This is a genomic window from Vreelandella hamiltonii, assembly GCF_014651795.1.
GTDB lineage: Bacteria > Pseudomonadota > Gammaproteobacteria > Pseudomonadales > Halomonadaceae > Vreelandella > Vreelandella hamiltonii.
Genome location: NZ_BMXO01000010.1, coordinates 70,045 through 88,465, shown reverse-complemented (window position 1 = coordinate 88,465; position 18,421 = coordinate 70,045). Strand labels below are relative to the sequence as shown.

The window sequence follows — 18,421 nt, the reverse complement described above, 5'->3', positions numbered from 1 at the left end:
TATGCACGGTATTCGCCCACGTCAGAAAGTGACCCAGGCCGACTGGGCTGGCTACATGGCTGCTCGCGCCCAGCGCGCTGATAATGAGGCGTTGCAGCGTTTCTTCAGCACGCCCTTGCCAGACCCCGACACCCCTCTGGGCGAGGTGCCCATGGTGGCGCTGGACCTGGAAACCACTGGGCTGGACGAGCGTCGCCACGGTATCGTCAGCGTGGGGGCCGTGCCCTTTACGCTGGGGCGGATATCGCTTGCCCAGCGACGTTACTGGGTGGTGAAGCCTGCGCGGCCGCTGGACGAAGCCTCCATCGCCTACCACCATATCACCCACTCGGAGGTGGCTGACGCCCCTGATCTGGACGAGGTGCTGGATGAGCTACTGGAGGTGCTGGCGGGCCGAGTGGTGGTGGTCCATTTTCGCAACATCGAGCGCCCTTTTCTGGATGCCGCCGTGAAGGAGCGGCGCGGCGAGGGCGTGCTGTTTCCCATGATCGACACGATGTCGCTGGAAGCCAGACTGCATCGGCAGACCCTGTGGGCGCGCTTTCGCCGCTGGCTGGGCAGGCCGCCAGTCTCGATTCGGCTCAATGCCAGCCGTGAACGCTATGGCTTGCCGCCCTACCAGGGGCACCACGCCCTGGTGGATGCGCTGGCCACCGCCGAGCTGCTGCAGGCGCAAATCGCCAACCGCTACTCACCGGATACGCCGCTCAAGGCGCTGTGGTGCTGACGGACTAGAGTGGGGGTAGTGGCAAACACAAAACGGGCAGCCCATGGGCTGCCCGTTTTGCGTAAGGCCAGCAAGAAACGCTGGCCAAGGAGGGGTCAAACGGCTTTGGGTTCGCTCATCAGCCCTTTGATGATGGCGTAGCAGGCCACCAGCAGGATGATGGTGAACGGGAAGCCCGTCGATACGGCCATGGTTTGCAGGGCCGTCAGGCCGCCACCCAACAGCAGGGCGATGGCAATGGCACCTTCGATGATCGCCCAGAACACGCGCTGCGGCTTGGGAGCATCCACCTTGCCACCGGCAGTGATGGAGTCGATGACCAGCGAGCCCGAGTCAGACGAGGTCACGAAGAAGATGATGACCAGCAGAATCGCAATGAACGAGGTGATCTGCGACAGCGGCAACTGCTCCAGCATCACGAACAGCTGCAGGTCCACACCGGCGTCACGCACGGCTTCGATACCCTGGCTCACGTACTGGTCGATGGCAGTGCCACCGAACGTGGTCATCCACAGCACCGAGACGATCGAAGGCACCAGCAGCACCGAGATCAGGAATTCACGAACGGTACGGCCACGGGAAACTCGCGCGATGAACATGCCGACGTAGGGTGACCAGGAGATCCACCAGGCCCAGTAGAAGGCAGTCCAGCCTTGGCTGAAGTTGGCATCTTCACGGCCAAAGGGGTTGGAGAGGGCCGGTAGATGCACCACGTAGTTGATCAGGTTTTCGAAAAAGCCCGTGGCAATCAGCAGGGTGGGGCCTACCGCGATGACGAAGAACAGCAGTGCCGCCGCCATGGCGATGTTGATTTTCGACAGCAGCTGCACGCCTTTGTCGACCCCGGCAATGATGGAGCCGATGGCAATGATGGTGATGCCGATAATCAACAGGATCATGGTGACATCGCTTTCCGGTGCGCCGAACAGATAGCTCAAGCCCGCAGCGGCCTGGGTAGCACCCAGCCCCAGCGAGGTCGCCAGACCGAACAGCGTGGCAAACACCGCCAGAATATCGATCAGGTGCCCTGGCCAGCCCCATACGCGCTCACCCAGCAGCGGGTAGAACACGGAGCGCATCGACAGCGGCAGACCCTTGTTGAAGGAGAACAGTGCCAGCGACAGCGCGACCACGGCGTAAATGGCCCACGGGTGCAGGCCCCAGTGGAAAATGGTCGCGGCCATGCCCAGCGCAGCGGCGGCAGCCGTGTCACCTTCGGCTCCCGCCAACGGTGCCCAGTCTCCGCCGTCCAGCGAGGTGCCAAAATGGGTCAGCGGTTCGTTGACCCCGAAGAACATCAGCCCGATGCCCATACCCGCCGCAAACAGCATGGAAAACCAGCCGGTATAAGTGAAATCAGGCTTGGCGTCCGCTCCGCCGATGCGAATCTTGCCCAACGGCGATACGATCAAGCCCAGACAAAGCAGGACGAAGATATTGGCGGACAGAATGAAGAACCACGACAGGTTGCCGGTCAGAAAGCCGAAAATCGAGTCGTAAAGCGGTGCGATGGTGTCCTGTAGCGCCAGCGTGAGGATCACGAACAGCAGTACCACCAGCGCCGAGATGGTAAATACCTTGCCGTGCAGGTCAAGGCTGAACCCCATGGTGCTGGTGGTAATGTTGTCCTGACCGATCACGTAGTCGGTATCTATCAGGTTGGCCGGGCCATCCGGGGCAGGAATGCCCTCCGAGACCGGCTCTTCAGGGGGACGTTTAGCGTCTGGGTTTTCCACAAAAGCCTCTCCATGTCGAACAAAAACTGCCAAAGGCCACGGGACAAGTGCCTGGCAAGCGAATGATGCAACTATTAGGGTAGCAAATGTTGATTAATGTTTATCAACGCAACCAAGATATACGGTCAATGGGTGGGTATCGCAGGTGGTCGTGGCGATCTCACCACCATTCATAACGGAATGACCTGTTTTTTTTATTTTCTTGATTAATTTTTATTATACATGGTCTTGGTCGGTGTGTCACAACGCCGCCAGCATCTGAGCTGAAAAATGCCACATGTGCCATTTTTAACCTGCCTGGCCATCATGTTTCAGTGTTTGATGCGCCCATTGTTGTTTTTTCAAGATTTTGTTTTTAATGGATTATTTTTTATATTGGAAAGATTGGCACGTTGTGTGAAAAGGTCTTTGCAGATGCAGGACGAGCAACATGTAATCAGTAATGGAGGCAACTCTTATGGATAAGCAGACTCCCCAGACAACCAAGCGTCCACGCGTACTGACACTATGCATGCTCGCCGCCACGGTCAGCACGCTGGCACTGGCAGGTTGTGGAAATGGTGAAGACGAGATGCCCCCGGCTCAGCAGCCTGAGACCATGGAACAGGATGCCACCTCCGGCCAAGTGCCCAGCACTACCGAAGGCGATAGCATGATGGGCGAAGAGCCCGCTGCTCCAGCAGATACCATGGCAGACGATCCCATGGCGGCTGACCCAGGCCTCGAGGGTGATGCCGCATCCACACAGGAGCCCATGCCCGGCGAGACCACGGATATGACCGACCCGCAGGAAGAGCCTGGTTTTGGTGAAGGCACCGACCCGATGCCCGGCGCCAATGACGAAGTACCTGCGGACGACGAAGACGAGATGACCACGACCCAGTAATGTTTACCGCTCCCTACGATGCCAGGTCGCCCAGCTGTCTGTTCCCTGCGGCTGCTCCACACGGCCTGTCATCCTTTCACCCCCGCGCCCGCGGGGGTTTTTTTTGCATCCTGGTCAGTAGCCGCTAAAGTTAAACAGGCAGGAGGCGAACAAGCAGGTGTTTGGCCTGCCAAACGCATTCGACGATCTCGCTTTCCATGGAGGGCGTTTTCACAAGAGATTTTCAAAAGGGAAGGAGCACGACATGAAGTCACCAAAGCACCAGCGTGTATATGCAATGTTGTTCAGTGCGCTCTTGATGACCGGGGTATTGGCGGGGTGTGGCGACAGCTCGCCGCCTAACGGAGAGCCCGAGCCGGAAGAGCCCATGGGCAGTGGCCCCATGGCCAATGATGGCACCACCCCTGAAGAGACGCCGGGGGAGGGCGTGGATAATTAAGAGGCTTCAACGAGACCGCCCCCTGACATGGGGGCGGCTTCGTTATGGGTCACTCGTCGCTGTCTTCCAGGCGACGGTAGAGCGTTCGCCGCGCGATGCCCAGAACTTCCGCCGTACGGCGCTTGTTGCCGCCAGTGGCTTCCAGCACTTTGCGGATGTAGCGTTTCTCCACCTCTTCCAGACTGGGCCAGCGGGCCGGAGCAGGGGCCGGTGCCGAGGTGCCGGGCAATACTTCGCCACTCAAGGTCGGCGTGGGGTCGTCACCGTTTTGCTGATGAGCCTGATCGCGTAGACGCTCGGGCAGGTCCTGATGCTTCAACAGGCCCTCCTCACTCAAGGTGACTGCACGCATGATGGCGTTTTCCAGCTCGCGCACGTTGCCAGGGTAAGTGTAGTTGAGCAGGCTGTTGAGTGCTTCGGGCTCGATATGCTCCACCTGTTTGTGCTGAGACTCGGCGTGTTTGTCGATCAGCGCAAAGATCAGGTGTTCCACATCGGTGCCGCGCTCGCGCAGGGGAGGAATACGCAGCGAGAACGTTTCCAGACGATAAAACAGGTCGCTACGGAAGTTCTCCTGCTCGATCTCCTTTTCCAGGTTACGGTGAGTGGCCGCAATGATGCGCACGTCCACCGGTTCCTCGCGCTCCCCGCCCACCGGGCGAACGGTCTTCTCTTGCAGGGCACGCAGCAGTTTGGCCTGCAGGTTGATCGGCATTTCACCAATTTCATCCAGGAACAGGCTGCCCCCCTGGGCGCTCTGGAACAGGCCCTTGCGGGCTTCGTTGGCGCCGGTGAAGGCGCCTTTGACATGGCCGAAAAACTCGCTTTCCATCAGGTCGGCGGGAATGCTGGCGCAGTTGACGGGCACAAAAGGCGCGTCGTGGCGGCTGCTCTCCTGATGAATGGCCCGCGCCAGCAGCTCCTTGCCGGTACCGCTTTCACCCAGAATGAGAATGGGAGCGTCGCTTTTGGCCAGCCGCGAGGCATCGTGGAACAGCGACTGCATCGCCGGACTTTTGCCCACGATGCCATGGAAGTGGCTCAGCTCGGTATCGTGCGATAGCGAGAGGCGCTGGCGCTCCAGCACACGAAACACCGCTTCGCGAATCGCATCCAGATCCAGCGGCTTGGTCAGAAAATCGTCGGCCCCCAGCTTCAGGGCTTCCACGGCCTGGTCGATGGTGCCAAACGCGGTAATCACGATGATGCCCAGCTCGCTGCCGCTCTGGCGAAGCTGCTGCAAGAGTTGAATGCCGGTCATGCCCGGCAGCCGTACATCGGTGATCATCATCGCCACCGGGGTATGGCTAAGTAGCGCAATGGCTTCTTCGGCGCTGGCGACGCCTACGGTTTCATAGCCCGCATCGTGAAGCTCCTCTTCCAATAACTCACGTATAGCGGCGTCATCTTCCACCACCAAAAGCGGTAACAGGTGTTCCTGATGGGTCACAAACGTTGTCCTCAAGCGGATGCGGTGTCACAAAGGGGCAGCGTGATCTCGAAGCCAGCACCGCCCAGGGTGCTGTCAAAAACGCCAATCGTCCCGCCGTGGTCGTTGATAATGCGGTGTACCATGGACAGCCCCAGGCCACTGCCTTGCCCCACCGGCTTGGTGGTGAAAAAGGGGTCGAATACCTGATGGTGATGGGAGGGCGGTATGCCTGGCCCGTTATCCTCTACCCATAGCGTCAGCTCTTCCTCATGGGCCTTCGCGCGGACACGAATATGGTTCACGTCGGGCGCTTGCGCTGCATTGCGAAACAGGTTGGTCAGCACCTGGATGATCTGCTGGCCATTGACCAGTAAATGGGGGGTCGGTGCAGGAAGATCAATATCCAGACGAATATTTCTTGGCTCCAGCTCTTCCTCGACCAGCTCGCTGGCACTCAGGATAAGCTGGTCGAGCGCCTGATTTCCTTTCTCTACGTTATGTTGTCGGCCCAATTCCATCAATTGGCGCACGATTTCGACGATACGCTCCACTTCGCCGCGTATTCTGCCCAGCCGGGCGCGCTCATCGTCGCCGATGGTGTCCCGGCGTGCCAGGCGCTGGGCCTGGCCGTTGATGACGGTGAGCGGGGCACCGATTTCATGGGCGACACCCGCTGCCAGTACGCCCAGCTCGGCCAGCTTCTTGGATTTGCGCAGGCGTTTTTCCAGCTCGATCTCGCGGCGCTGACGATCCTCGATATCGCGGTCCTTCTCGGCCATGGCGTCCAGCATTCCGTTCAGGCCTGAGGCCAGCCGACGGTATTCGGTAGGGCCATCAGCCGTGGCCCGTTGGCTGCGGTCGCCATCTTCTACCAGCAGCATGACGTGCAGCAGCCGGTTCAGGGGGCGCTCGATGTAGCGACGGAAGCCCCACCAGATACTGAACACGATGCCCGCCGCACCGATCACGAAGACCAGCACGGCCACGATGCTGATGAACCCGGTGTAGTTTTCGATGCCGGTATTCAGGCGGTTGACCTGCAGCACGCCCTGTACGCTGCCATCCTGGGTACGCAGCGGGATCAGTGCCGAGTAGTAGGTCCAGCCCTCCTGCTGGCGATAGTTGCTGTAGAGGTCGTCGCGTTCGATGACTTTCCGGATCTCTTCAGGGGTGAACAGGTCCTTGCCCAGCCCCAGGCCGTATACTTCGCGCCCATGGGTGTCGAACACATAGGCACCGTAGATACGGTGAAACGAGAAGGCCGACTGCAGGGCCTCCTCCAGGGGCGTGGCGCTGTCGCGGGCCACCGCGTAACTCAGCGACGTGCTCAGCGCCCGGGTGATGATCTCCACCTCGGTTTGCAGCTTGGAGCGTACGTTATCCTCCAGCGACTTGATGGCCACCAGGCTGAATACCACCAGCACAATGAAAAGCGGCACAATCACCGTGAGAATGATCAAGTTACGTAGGCGCATCGTCTATCCGTGGTGGTCAGTGAGTAGAAGTATCAACGCGGGCTGGGGGTCAGCCGATAGAGGCTGCCCTGGGCACCGTCGGAGAGCAGGTAGATCGCATCGTCGGGCCCCTGGCGTACATCGCGTATGCGGCCCACTTCGCCATCCAGTATCTGCTCTTGCTGGCCGACCTGGCCCTCTTCGAGGGTCAGCAGCAACAGCTGCTCGCTGGCCAGCCCGCCCGCCAGCAGGCTGCCCTGCCATGGGCCAAAGGCCTCGCTGGTGACTTCCGCCAGGCCCGAGGGGGCAAACCGTCCATCGAACCGATACACGGGGTCCTCCATGCCTGGCTTCGACTCCACGCCGATCGGTTCATTGGTGGCGTAGTCATTGCCCAGGCTCACTTCGGGCCAGCCGTAGTTGTTGCCCGGCTGAAGCAGGTTCAGCTCGTCACCGGTCCGCGGCCCGTGTTCAGTGGCCCAGGCTTCACCGTTGCTGAGCACGGTCATGCCCTGAATGTTGCGGTTGCCCTGGGTATAGATTTCGTCCAGCGTCGTGTCGTCATCGACGAACGGGTTGTCCTCGGGGGCCGAACCGGTGGCGGTCAGGCGCAGGGTGGTGCCTGCGTGGTCGTCGCTGGCCTGGGCGCGTGGCGGCTCATTGCCACGGTCGCCAATGCTCATCAGCAGCGTGCCATCCGGCAGCCAGGCGATCCGTGAACCGTAGTGCCTGCCGGGTGCAGAGGCGCGGTCCTGCTCGAACAGATGCTCCACCTCGCCCAGTGCGTCCTCCTCCCACTTGACCCGCGAAAGCGCGGCACGGCTCTGGCTGCCCTCCGGCTTGCTCCAGGTGAAATAGACCCAGTCATGTTCGCCGTCGCCAAACGCTGGATGCAGCACCACATCCAGCAGGCCGCCTTGCCCATGGTGATTCACCTCGGGCATGCCCTCCAGCACGCGTGTCTCACCGCTATCCGGGTCGACCAGATTGAGCTGGCCGTTACGCTCGCTGACCAGGTAGCGCCCATCGGGCAGAAATGCCACTGCCCAGGGGTGCTCGAAACCGCTGGCCACGCGTTCGATGGACACCGGGAAGTGTTCGGTTTCGAGCCCTTGGTGCACGGTCTCGGCCTGTGCAACGCTAGTCAACAGCAGCCCACTCGCGGCGATGGCGAGCCAGCCAGCAGGGCGCACCTGAGCCGGCGTGGAGGCAGTAAGGGGGAAGACGTTCAACACAGCGGGCTGACGTTCGGACATGATCGGTTCTCCGGTGACGTTGGCTAGATGGGTCGGTTCAGTCTAGCAGTGACTGCGACATGGGGGTGGGGTTCCCCACCCTACATCAGTAGTGCCAGCAGCAGTGGCAGGTAAATCAGTGCCAGCAGCGTAGAGCAGAAGACCAGGCTGGCCACATAAGCGGGCTCGCGCTGGGCGCGTTGGGCAAACAGATAATTGAACACGGCCACCGGCATGCACATCTGTACCACGAGGATGCTTTGTGCCAAGGGCGGCAACCCCAGCCAGGCGGCGATGAACCAGGCCGTCACGGCGGCCAGCGGGATACGGATGAGGCTGAAACCCACGCCGGAGCGCAGGCTCTTGACCTGGATGCTGGCCAGCGAAACCCCCAGAGTAATCAGCATCAGCGGTACCGTGAAGCCCGACATCAGGTCGACGGTATTGGCCAGCCAAGGAGGCAGAGGGGTATCGGTGAGCAGCAGCGCCATGGCGATGACGATGGCATACACGGTTGGTGTCTTGACCAGCGTCTTGAGCGGGTTGCCCTTGGCATCCAACGCTGCCCCCAGGGTGAACTGAAACAGCGAGACGGTCACCATCACCGTGATGCCGTAGGCAAACCCGGCGCTTCCAAAGGCATACAGCACCACCGGCAGGCCCATGTTGCCCGTATTGGGATACATCATGGGGGCGATGACCACGCGCCAGTGGCGGCCCAGCAGCTTGGCCACCAGAAAGCTGGCAGCCCCCATGGTCAGGATGACCAGCGCGGTGGCCAGCATGACATGGCCAAAGGTGCCCGCATCGATATTGGCGCCCGACAGCGATGCCAGTACCAGCGCCGGGGTGCCGATGTTGAAGACCAGACGCGTAATGAAATCGACGGGGTAGGGGTGGCCAAGGCGTACCCAGGCATAGCCAAGCCCGGCGCCTGCCAGTACAGGGGCCATGACGGCGAACAGTTCGGCGAGCATCAACGTTCCTTGACGGGATTCAGCGCTCTATTGTCGGCAATAACGCACTGTACAGGCAAGCAACGTGACGTGGGTGTCAGGCATTGACCCGTGAGCGAGTGGTCTGCCACTCGGCTGGGACTTGTTCACGCAGAAATTCCAGCAGGGCGTTGACCCGCCGGGAGTGTTGCCCGTAGGCATACAGCATGGTGACAGGCAGCGCCGCAGGCTCCCAGCCCGGCAGGCAGCGCACCAGATCCCCCGGGTGATGCTTTTCGCGCCTTGCCACCACCCAGTGGGGCAGCAGGCCAATGCCCTGGCCATAAGCAATGGCATCGATGTGCAGTACCGTGAGGTCGACGCGTAGCCGCGAGCGGGGCGCATCGAACAGGTAGTCGGGATGCTCTGAATGATGCAGCAGCAACCCGTTGGAAGCCGTATCCAGCAGGTCGATCCAGGCGTGCTCGCCAAGTTCGCTGGGGTGCTGTGGGCGGCCTGCCTGTTTCAGATAGCTTGGGTTGGCATACAGCCCCCGCGAAAGATACCCCAGCCGCTCCTGATTGAGCCCGCATTCATGATTGGCCCCCAACCAGATATGCACGCTGTTGCTATGCATCTTGCTGGGCGGCGTTTCGCGGGTGCGCAGGGTCAGCTCCACTTTGGGGTAACGCGTCAGGAAGGCATCCACGACCCCCGCCATCCAGCCTCGGGCCAGGGCGCCATGCACTTCCAGGGTGACCTTGCCGCTGATCTCTTCACGCAGCTCGGCCAGCGCCTCTTGGCTATGGGCCGCCATGGCCAGCAGCTCGTTGCAGTAGCTCTGGAACAGCAGCCCCGCTTCGGTTGGGATCAAGCGATTGGCTTGGCGCCGCAGCAGCGGCTGATTCAGGCGGGCTTCCAGTTGGCTGATGCGACGGCTCAGGGTGGACTTGGCCAGCCCCAGCTTCTGGGCGCTGCGGGTCAGGCTACCCGTCGACATCACATCGGCAAATGCGGCAAGTTCATCGAAATCGTACATGGCACGGCCACCGAGCTGAGTCATGGAGAGGATAGTGTGCCATTTATCTTGATGAATGAAAATAATTTATATTTGTGTTTGTATTTGTGTTCTAGGCAAGGCCTTCTCAGCTGCGGATAAAAAAAGCCCTGGCACCAGGCCAGGGCATCAAATCAGCATTGAAACAGTAAGGGTCGTAGGCGACCTACGATCAGAACTCGTAAGTAGCAGACAACCAGAAGCTGCGACCGTTCAGCGCAACACCGTCAGTGGAGCGGCCGGTTTGGGTGTAGCGGTAGGCCGCGTAGGTGTCGCCGTTATGCTCGAAGGTGTCGTAGCCCGTGAAGTCCTTGTCCAGCAGGTTCTGGACCGCGCCGGTCAGCCGCACGCTGTCGGAGAAGCGGTAGGTGCTGCGCAGGTTGAACAGCTCATACCCGTCCAGCTTGTTGCCCAGCTGCTGATACAGTGAGAGCGTTTCACCCGACGTGGGCAGGCCTGCCGAGAAGCGCTCGCGAGAAGAGTAGTACTCGCCTTCCAGCGTGGTGCTCCAGCGGTCGTTGATCTGCCAGGTGAGGTCGGCAGTCAGCTTGTGCTTCGGCGTGTTGGTCAGAATCATCCCTTCGTTGTCACCGGAGGTGATCTCGGAATCGGTGAAGGTATAGCCGCCGCTGACACGCCAGTCCGGAGCAATCTGATAGTTGGCGCTCAGCTCGACGCCGCGGGTCTCGGCGCGGTCGATATTGGTCAACTGCCCGAAGCTCTCCTGCTGGGTAAAGTTGCCCACGCTCAAGCAGTTGGCCAGCCCCGCATAGGGCGTATTGCCATTGCTGTCGATGAACTGGCAGTTGGGGATATCGTCTGCGTCGGCAATACGATCGCGGAACTGGGTGAAGAACAGCGTTGCCCCGGCAGAGAAACGCTCCTGATCGTCGTAGATGGCGCCAATTTCATAGTTGGTGCTTTTTTCCGGCTCCAGGTCTGGGGTGCCGATATTGACCGTTGCCCCCTGGCCGCCGAATCCGTTGACGCCATCATGCAGCTGGTTCAGCGTGGGCGTCTTGTAGCCCTGGCTGATACCACCTTTCAGCGTCCAGTGGGGAGTAGTGTTCCATACCAGGTAGCCGCGTGGACTGAAGTGCCCGCCAAAGGCGTCGTGGTTTTCGTAGCGGCCACCCAGGGTCAGCGCCAGATCATCGCGCAGCAGCCACTCGTCTTCCACGAACGCGGCCCAGCTGTTCTGCTCGAAACGCTCGTTGCCTGCCGTACCGTCTTCCAGGCGGGCGTCGATGTACTGGCCGCCGACGGTCACCATGTGGTCACCCAGCGGGGCCACGAACTTGCTGTCGACCACGATATCGCGGTTTTCCAGCAGGCGGGGTTCGCCGCCTTGTGCCACGTAGCCGTAGTCGGGGGCATTGCCCGCTGGCAGGGTGCGGCCCAGGGTTTCGGTTTCGCTGTGGCTGATGCTGCTTTCCCAGGTGCCCGCTTCGAAACGTCCGGTATGGCCAATGGCGACCTGATCGCGGTTGAAGCGCATTTCGTCTTCATAACCAAACACCCGCGCGGGGGTGTCCAGGTTGCCCAGGCGGCTGTCGCTGTTGTCGTAGGTCTGGCGGGAGCGCTCGGCATCCAGCCAGAATTCGTTCGTTTCATCCGGCGTGACGTTGATGCGCCCGCCAATGGAGTAAATGCGCGCTTCCGAGGGGCGCGGGTCGCGACCTGAGCTGTTCTCGATCATGCGCTCTGAGCTGTCGCGGTCAAACAGGCGGCCGCGCAGCTGCAGGCCCACGGTGTCTTCCACCAAGGGGCCAGAAGCATAGAGGTTGATGGCGGAGCTGTTGCCCTCGTCGCGATTCTGCTGGAAGGAGTTTTCCACCGACACCGAGCCTGCCCAATCCTGGCCAACGCGGCGCGTGATGATGTTGATCACGCCACCCATGGCATCGGAGCCGTAAAGCGTGGACATCGGCCCACGAATCACCTCGATACGCTCGATGGCAGAAAGCGGGGGGATGAAGCTGGTGGAGGTCTCACCAAAACCGTTCGGGGTCACATCGCCAGAGGCGTTTTGGCGGCGGCCGTCGATGAGGATCAGGGTATAGTTGCTGGGCATGCCACGAATGGAAACGTTCAATCCGCCGGTCTTGCCCGTGCCAGCGCGGACATCCACTCCCGGTACGTCAGCAATGGCTTCGGCAATATTGGAAAACTGCTTCTGCTCCAGCTCTTCACGGGTGACCACGGAAATGCTGGCGGGCGCGTTGTTGAGCGTTTGCTCATAACCGGCCGCTGTCACGACCATGTTGTTGAGCTGGGCAGTTTCCTGAGCGTTGACGGCTGTGGCGGTCATGCTGACAGCAATGGCGCTGGCCAGTGCAGAACGTGTAAAGCGTGGCATGGCGATCCCCTGAGATGAAACTTATTTGCTAATGAAACTGATTATCAAAAGAGGTTGGGATTCTAAGAAGAAAAGTTCCCATGCGCGAGGCTGTTTCATCGAACGGTGCGTTGCATGAACCGAAACGGCCCCGAGTCGCCTTCAAGCGTTGCAAGTTATGCAACGGCGCATTCGCGTAAATAAGGGTGCAAGTGCTGTTGAGAATCGTTACTATCTTTCCAACACTCAATCGGGAGAGGCTTTCATGGGCCGTACGTTGCAGCGCAGAGGGATCGGGCCTAGTGGGATCGGGCGTGGTGTGATCGGGTTGGCGGGTAGAACAGTCGTGGCGCTGGTGGTCGGTAGCCTGATCGCCGGTGCTGCCCAGGCGCGCACCCTGGAGACCGCTTATGGCGAGGTCGAGGTCAACGACCACCCCGAGCGTGTGGTCACCCTTTACGAGGGGGCGCTGGATGCCTCGCTGGCCGCAGGCATTCTTCCGGTGGGCGCCGTGACCACTCGGGGCGGTGACAACGTGGCAGAATATGTAGAAGCCTACCTGGGCGAAGAGCGCCCGGCCATCGTCGGCGTCGTGCGCGAGATCAACATCGAAGCCGTGCTGGCGCAGCAGCCCGACCTGATTCTGGCGGCACCGCAGCTTCCCGAGGCCCAGTACCAGCTGCTGTCGCGTATTGCGCCTACCGTCGTGCCTCACACGCAGCCGCTGGCGTCCGATAACTGGGAAGCCGAAGCCCGCCTGTATGGCCAGGCGCTCAACCGCGAAGCGCAGATCGACGAGGCCATTGCCGCCGTGGAGCAGCGCGCCGCAGAGCTGGCCAGTGCCATTGCTGAAGCTGGAGTAGGCGGCACGGCCGTGCTGGCCCGCTGGATGCCCAGCGGCCCCATGGTGATGTCGAAGGACCTGATTGCCACGGGCCTGCTGGATAGCGTGGGCCTGGAGGTGCAGGATGCCGGGCTGATCAAGCCAGACAGCGCCCACAGCGACGTGCTCAGCCTGGAAAACCTGTCTCAGGTAGACGGTGACTGGCTGTTTCTGGCGACCCTCAACGCCGATGGCCAGGCCGCGCTGGATGCTGCCCGCCAGAGCCCGGCGTTCACTCGTTTGAACGTCGTCGAAAACGACCGAGTCGTGCCGGTCAACGGCCAGCTCTGGAGCAGCGCCAACGGCCCGCTGGCGGCCCAGGCCATCCTGGATGACATCGAGAACGCGTTGTTGCCGTGATGTCTGCTGCTTTTATAGGGAGCAGCGCCGCCCGGCGCTGCTCCGCAACGACCTGGATGCTGATACTGCTCACCGCCTTGCTGGCGGTGTGTGTCGTTAGCCTTGTGATTGGCGCGGGCCAAGTGGGCCCTGTGCGCGTATTGGGGTTGCTGCAAGGCGTGGACGACAGCGAAGCGCTGTTCGTGGTGCAGGAGCTGCGCGCCCCCCGCACCCTGATCGGCCTGACCGTAGGCGTAGCCCTGGGGGTGGCGGGCGCACTGCTGCAGGCCGTTTCGCGCAACCCGCTGGCCGAGCCGGGCCTGCTGGGGGTCAGCGCTGGGGCGGCATTCGCCGTGGCGCTGGCGCTGGTGCTGGGGGCCAGCGCCGCCACCCTGCGTATCTCCGTGGCTCAGTTGGGCGCACTGATCGGCTGCCTGTGCGTGCTCAGCGTGGCGCGCTTTCGCGGTGTCGGCAACGACCCGGTTCGGCTGGTGCTGGCCGGGGCGGCGTTTTCCGGGCTGCTGGGCTCGCTCAGCTCCCTGATGCTGCTCTACGATCAGCGCGCTGCCGATGAAATCCGCTTCTGGGTCGTGGGCAGCCTGGCGGGCCGACGTTTGGAGGATTGGTGGGCGGTGCTCCCCAGCCTGGCAGTGGCGGCGGCCACGGTCGCGCTCATCGCCCGCCCCCTGGCGGCGCTGGCGCTGGGCGAGCGGGCAGCCAGCGGCCTGGGGCATCGCCCTGGGTTGATTCGCTGGCTGGCGATTGGCTGTGTGGCGCTGCTGGTGGGGGCGGCCACGGCCATTGCCGGGCCGATTGCCTTCGTCGGGCTGGTGGTGCCGTTCGTGGCCCGCGCCATTGCCGGGCCGGACATTCGCCGCACGCTCTGGTTCTGCCTGCCGATAGGCCCGTTGATCGTACTCACCGCCGATATCATCTCCCGGGTCATCGTGGCGCCTTCCGAACTGCCGCTGGGCGTGCTCACGGCGCTGTGTGGCGCACCGGTGCTGATTGCCGTGGTGCGCGCCCGTCGTTTACCCATGCTGTGACCCTCTCTTCATGCTGTGCAAGCCCGCTGCTTGCCTGGACGCTGACGCTATGAAAATGACGGCAAAATCGACGTTGGGTGCAAGGCCGATGTGGCCGATGACAACCCCCGCCCCCTTGGCCACGCCCGCCGCTACCCCGGCGGGCTATTGGCGTTTGCAGAGCACAACAGGACGCTACCATGTGTTGCTGGAGAAGCGTGCCGTGGCGGTGAATGCGGGGTTGCTGCTGGCGCTGATGGCCGCCAGCCTGCTCTATCTGAGCCTGGGCAACGTGGCGCTGGCCCCTCGTGCGGTGCTGGCGGCGTTGGCCGGGCAGGGGGATATGATGGCCACCTTCATGGTCCGCGAGCTGCGCCTGCCGCGCCTGCTGGCAGCGTGCTATACCGGGGCCGCCTTCGCCCTGGCCGGGGTGCTGATGCAGACCCTGGCCCGCAACCGCCTGGCCACGCCGGGCATCATCGGGATCGACAACGGCGCCACTGCCTTTGCCGTGGCCTCGGTGGTGGGGTTGGGGGTGGGCATTGCCCCGCCTGCCATGGCGCTGGCCGGGGCCACCACGGCGGCCGTGCTGACGTTCGGCCTGGCGGCGGGTAGCGGGACCCAGGGCTATCGGTTCATCGTGGCCGGAATTGGGGTAGGGGCCGTGTTTGGCGCCATTACCCAACTGCTGCTGGCGCGGGTGGCCATCGACACCGCCAACGCCGCTTACCCGTGGACGGTCGGCTCGCTCAATGCACGGCCCAGCGGCAGCGTTCAACTGTTGGGCGTGGGGCTGCTGCTGGGCCTGGTGGCGGCCATGGCGCTGGCCCGCTCCCTGACCGTGCTGCGCTTCAAGGACGCCACGGCCACTGGCCTGGGGGTCAGCGTCACCGCCCGCCGCTTTCAGGTGCTGATGCTCTCGGTGGTGTTGACTGCCTTCGCCGTTGCCGTGGCAGGGCCGGTGGGCATGGTGGCGCTGATTGGGCCTGAAATCGCTCGCTCACTCTCCAGCGCTCGCCATGTGCCGATTCTGGCTGCCACCCTGGCCGGGGCGCTGGTGATGGTGCTGGCCGACCTGGCCGGGCGAACCCTGTTTGCGCCCATCGAGATTCCGGTGGGCATCGTTACGGCCGTGGTAGGTGGCCCCTGGTTATTATGGATTTTAATGCGCCCGCAACGGAGTCGCCCATGAGCACTGCCCCCGGTTTACCCACCCTGGCCACCGACGCGCTCAGCATGAGTTATGGCCAACGCCAGGTGATCAAGGAGCTGGGCGTCGAGCTGCCCAGCGGCAAGGTGACGGCCATCGTTGGCCCCAATGGCTGTGGTAAATCCACGCTGCTCTCGGGGCTTGCCCGGCTGCATAAGCCCGATGGTGGCGCCGTACTGCTCGATGGCCACGACATTCAGCGCCTGCCCACGCGCCAGCTCGCCACCCAACTGGCGCTGCTGCCCCAGGAAGCCGTGGCCCCCGAGGGGCTCACCGTCACCGAGCTGATTCGCTTTGGCCGTCAGCCCCACCAGGGGTGGCTACGCCAGTGGTCGGCGGAAGACCAGCAGGTCGTGCAGCACGCGCTGACCGCCGCAGGCCTGGAAGCGCTGGCCGACCGACCGCTGGAAGCTCTCTCGGGCGGGCAGCGCCAGCGTGCCTGGATCGCCATGACCATTGCCCAGCAAACGCCGCTGCTGCTGCTGGACGAGCCCACCTCAGCGTAGACCTGGGCCACCAGATCGAAGTCTTCGAGCTGGTGCGCACGCTGGCCTGCCATGGCCGCACTGTGGTGATGGTGCTGCACGACCTGGCCAGCGCCTGCCGCTACGCCGACCACCTGATTGCCATGCGCGATGGCCAGATCGTTGACCAGGGGGCGCCAGCCGATGTGGTGACACCAGCCTTGGTGCGCGCGCTCTATCAGGTAGAATGCACGCTGTTGCTGGACCCGGATACCGGCAGCCCGCTGCTCGCCAACGTGCGCCGCGCCGAACGTTCTGAATGAGCGGAGCCCCGTGGAGGGGTTCCAGGCCAAAAATACATGACAACACGCTAAAAGGAACCCACGTGGCCTCTTCAACGCCCAGTTCTTCCGCCAGTTCTGCCAACCAAAGTTTTCAGGCGTTGGTCAGGCTGCTGCGCTACGCCAAGGGGTATCGTCGGCGGATTACCGCTGCCACGATCTGCTCCATCATCAACAAGCTGTTCGATATTGCCCCGGAAATTCTCATCGGTGTCGCCATCGATGTGGTGGTCAACCAGGAGAACAGCTTCGTGGCCCGCCTGGGGTTCGAAACCCCGCACGAGCAGATCGCCATCCTCGCGGTGCTGACCTTCTTTATCTGGGCGGGGGAATCGCTATTCGAGTACCTGTACCAGGTGCTGTGGCGCAACCTGGCCCAGCGGCTCCAGGCCGACCTGCGCCAGGATGCCTATGAGCATGCCCAGCGGCTCGACATGGCGTTTTTCGAATCGAAGAGCTCAGGCCAGCTGGTGGCCACCATGAACGATGACGTCAACCAGCTGGAGCGCTTCCTGGACGGCGGAGCCAACGCGCTGATTCAGGTGGGAGTGACCGTGGTGGCGGTGGGGGCCGTGTTCTTCGTGCTTTCCCCGCTGATTGCGCTGCTGGCCTTCACGCCCATCCCGCTGATCATCTGGGGAGCGTTCTTCTTCCAGCGCAAGGCGGGGCCGCTCTACAGCGAGGTGCGTGAGAAAGTGGGCGACCTTTCCAGCCGGCTCTCCAACAACCTGAGCGGCATTGCCACCATCAAGAGCTTCACCAGTGAAGCCCGTGAGGCCGAACGCCTGCGCAGCGCCAGTGAAGCCTATGTAGATGCCAACCGTCAGGCGATCAGGGTCAGTTCGGCGTTTATTCCGGTCATCCGCATGGCCATTCTGGCGGGCTTTTTGGCCACCTTCACCGTGGGTGGCATGATGGCGCTCAACGGCAGCCTCAACGTAGGCGCCTACGGCGTGCTGGTGTTCCTGACCCAGCGCCTGCTCTGGCCGCTGACCGGGCTGGCCCAGGTCATCGACCTGTTCGAACGCGCCATGGCCAGCACCAAGCGTATCCTGGACTTGCTGGAAGTCCCCATCACGGTGAAAGACGACAGCACTCAGGCATTGGCCGCACCGGTGAAAGGCGAGGTGCGCTTCGAAGCGGTGAGCTTCCAGTACGAGGCCAGCCAGGTAGGCGTGAACGGGGTAGACCTGCACGTTCCGGCGGGCACCACGCTGGCCTTGGTGGGGGCCACGGGATCGGGTAAATCGACGTTGATCAAGCTGCTGCTGCGCTTCTACGACCCAGCCAGTGGCCGCGTGCTGGTCGATGGCCAGCCTATTACCGAGGTCAGCATGCATTCGCTGCGCCAGGCCATCGGCCTGGTCAGCCAGGATGTGTACCTGTTCGAGGGCAGTATTCGCGACAACATCGCCTACGGCATGCCCGATGCCGACGAAGCCGCCATCATCGAGGCTGCCAAAACCGCAGAAGCCTGGAGCTTTATCGAGACGCTGCCCCAAGGGCTGGACACCCCGGTGGGGGAGCGGGGCGTGCGCCTTTCCGGCGGCCAACGCCAGCGCCTTTCCTTGGCCCGGGCGCTGCTCAAGAACCCGCCCATTCTGGTGCTGGACGAAGCCACCAGCGCCGTGGACAACGAAACCGAAGCGGCGATCCAGCGCTCGCTGAAGCGCATTGCCCACGGGCGTACGGTCATCATGATTGCCCACCGGCTTTCCACCATCGTGCATGCCGATGAAATCGTCGTGATCGAGAAAGGCCAGGTAGCGGAGCGTGGCAGCCATGCCAGCCTGCTACAGGCCGATGGCCACTACGCCGCCCAGTGGCGGGTACAAACCGGAGCCGCCCAGGCGGGCGATGTGGAAGTACTGGGCCGCTAGGCCGTCACGTGCCACGCACTCAAGCGCCGCCCCATGGGCG

At 62.4% G+C, this 18,421-nt stretch carries 14 protein-coding genes and 1 pseudogene; 8 read left to right on the top strand and 7 right to left on the bottom strand.

Annotated features, from left to right (window positions below; translation table 11 throughout):
• The first annotated feature begins 1 nt into the window (after window position 1).
• Window positions 2–727 carry a 3'-5' exonuclease gene (locus IE061_RS11375; RefSeq protein ID WP_144979812.1) on the top strand — a complete coding sequence of 242 codons (726 nt, stop codon included), beginning with the start codon at window positions 2–4 and terminating at the stop codon, window positions 725–727.
• A gap of 95 nt (window positions 728–822) precedes the next feature.
• Here the strand turns inward: IE061_RS11375 and IE061_RS11370 are convergent, their stop codons facing one another.
• Window positions 823–2,463 (bottom strand): BCCT family transporter, encoded by a 1,641-nt coding sequence (locus IE061_RS11370; RefSeq protein ID WP_039175652.1) that lies wholly within the window; start codon window positions 2,461–2,463, stop codon window positions 823–825.
• A gap of 457 nt (window positions 2,464–2,920) precedes the next feature.
• Between IE061_RS11370 and IE061_RS11365 the strand changes: the two genes are divergently transcribed.
• A complete protein-coding gene (locus IE061_RS11365; protein WP_193461637.1) occupies window positions 2,921–3,349 on the top strand; it encodes a hypothetical protein in 429 nt (142 codons plus the stop codon).
• Between the two features lie 244 nt (window positions 3,350–3,593).
• Window positions 3,594–3,788, top strand: coding sequence for a hypothetical protein (locus tag IE061_RS11360; RefSeq protein ID WP_039175655.1), 195 nt, complete (start codon window positions 3,594–3,596; stop codon window positions 3,786–3,788).
• A 49-nt stretch (window positions 3,789–3,837) separates the two neighbouring features.
• Here the strand turns inward: IE061_RS11360 and IE061_RS11355 are convergent, their stop codons facing one another.
• The 6 genes from IE061_RS11355 to IE061_RS11330 form a co-directional block, all read right to left on the bottom strand.
• Entirely contained in the window at window positions 3,838–5,238 is a 1,401-nt protein-coding gene (locus IE061_RS11355) for a sigma-54-dependent transcriptional regulator (protein ID WP_039175656.1), read from the bottom strand.
• An 11-nt stretch (window positions 5,239–5,249) separates the two neighbouring features.
• Entirely contained in the window at window positions 5,250–6,695 is a 1,446-nt protein-coding gene (locus IE061_RS11350; RefSeq protein WP_096921350.1) for a sensor histidine kinase, read from the bottom strand.
• A gap of 32 nt (window positions 6,696–6,727) precedes the next feature.
• Window positions 6,728–7,930 (bottom strand): PQQ-dependent sugar dehydrogenase, encoded by a 1,203-nt coding sequence (locus tag IE061_RS11345; RefSeq protein WP_084123727.1) that lies wholly within the window; start codon window positions 7,928–7,930, stop codon window positions 6,728–6,730.
• Between the two features lie 80 nt (window positions 7,931–8,010).
• Entirely contained in the window at window positions 8,011–8,886 is an 876-nt protein-coding gene (locus IE061_RS11340; RefSeq protein WP_039175659.1) for an AEC family transporter, read from the bottom strand.
• 76 nt (window positions 8,887–8,962) lie between these two features.
• Window positions 8,963–9,883, bottom strand: coding sequence for a LysR family transcriptional regulator (locus IE061_RS11335; RefSeq protein WP_039176031.1), 921 nt, complete (start codon window positions 9,881–9,883; stop codon window positions 8,963–8,965).
• A 190-nt stretch (window positions 9,884–10,073) separates the two neighbouring features.
• On the bottom strand, window positions 10,074–12,260 hold the full coding sequence (locus IE061_RS11330) for a TonB-dependent receptor domain-containing protein (RefSeq protein ID WP_096921349.1): 2,187 nt from the start codon (window positions 12,258–12,260) through the stop codon (window positions 10,074–10,076).
• A 244-nt stretch (window positions 12,261–12,504) separates the two neighbouring features.
• Between IE061_RS11330 and IE061_RS11325 the strand changes: the two genes are divergently transcribed.
• The 5 genes and pseudogenes from IE061_RS11325 to IE061_RS11305 all read left to right on the top strand — a co-directional run bounded on the left by IE061_RS11325 (window position 12,505) and on the right by IE061_RS11305 (window position 18,381).
• Window positions 12,505–13,482, top strand: coding sequence for an ABC transporter substrate-binding protein (locus tag IE061_RS11325; protein WP_096921348.1), 978 nt, complete (start codon window positions 12,505–12,507; stop codon window positions 13,480–13,482).
• A 56-nt stretch (window positions 13,483–13,538) separates the two neighbouring features.
• Window positions 13,539–14,507 (top strand): FecCD family ABC transporter permease, encoded by a 969-nt coding sequence (locus tag IE061_RS11320; RefSeq protein WP_039175661.1) that lies wholly within the window; start codon window positions 13,539–13,541, stop codon window positions 14,505–14,507.
• 88 nt (window positions 14,508–14,595) lie between these two features.
• A complete protein-coding gene (locus IE061_RS11315) occupies window positions 14,596–15,678 on the top strand; it encodes a FecCD family ABC transporter permease (RefSeq protein WP_096921347.1) in 1,083 nt (360 codons plus the stop codon).
• Window positions 15,675–16,483 (top strand): annotated as a pseudogene (locus tag IE061_RS11310) (ABC transporter ATP-binding protein). Before IE061_RS11315 ends, IE061_RS11310 begins: the two are co-directional and overlap by 4 nt.
• Window positions 16,484–16,545: 62 nt before the next feature.
• Window positions 16,546–18,381, top strand: a complete 1,836-nt coding sequence (locus IE061_RS11305; RefSeq protein WP_096921346.1) for an ABC transporter ATP-binding protein — start codon at window positions 16,546–16,548, stop codon at window positions 18,379–18,381.
• The last annotated feature ends 40 nt before the right edge of the window (window positions 18,382–18,421 follow it).

Coding starts and splice junctions, on each gene's coding strand:
- IE061_RS11375 (WP_144979812.1), top strand. CDS start 2: ATGCACGGTATTCGCCCACGTCAGAAAGTGACCCAGGCCGACTGGGCT.
- IE061_RS11365 (WP_193461637.1), top strand. CDS start 2,921: ATGGATAAGCAGACTCCCCAGACAACCAAGCGTCCACGCGTACTGACA.
- IE061_RS11360 (WP_039175655.1), top strand. CDS start 3,594: ATGAAGTCACCAAAGCACCAGCGTGTATATGCAATGTTGTTCAGTGCG.
- IE061_RS11350 (WP_096921350.1), bottom strand. CDS start 6,695: ATGCGCCTACGTAACTTGATCATTCTCACGGTGATTGTGCCGCTTTTC.
- IE061_RS11345 (WP_084123727.1), bottom strand. CDS start 7,930: ATGTCCGAACGTCAGCCCGCTGTGTTGAACGTCTTCCCCCTTACTGCC.
- IE061_RS11340 (WP_039175659.1), bottom strand. CDS start 8,886: ATGCTCGCCGAACTGTTCGCCGTCATGGCCCCTGTACTGGCAGGCGCC.
- IE061_RS11335 (WP_039176031.1), bottom strand. CDS start 9,883: ATGTACGATTTCGATGAACTTGCCGCATTTGCCGATGTGATGTCGACG.
- IE061_RS11330 (WP_096921349.1), bottom strand. CDS start 12,260: ATGCCACGCTTTACACGTTCTGCACTGGCCAGCGCCATTGCTGTCAGC.
- IE061_RS11325 (WP_096921348.1), top strand. CDS start 12,505: ATGGGCCGTACGTTGCAGCGCAGAGGGATCGGGCCTAGTGGGATCGGG.
- IE061_RS11320 (WP_039175661.1), top strand. CDS start 13,539: ATGCTGATACTGCTCACCGCCTTGCTGGCGGTGTGTGTCGTTAGCCTT.
- IE061_RS11315 (WP_096921347.1), top strand. CDS start 14,596: ATGTGGCCGATGACAACCCCCGCCCCCTTGGCCACGCCCGCCGCTACC.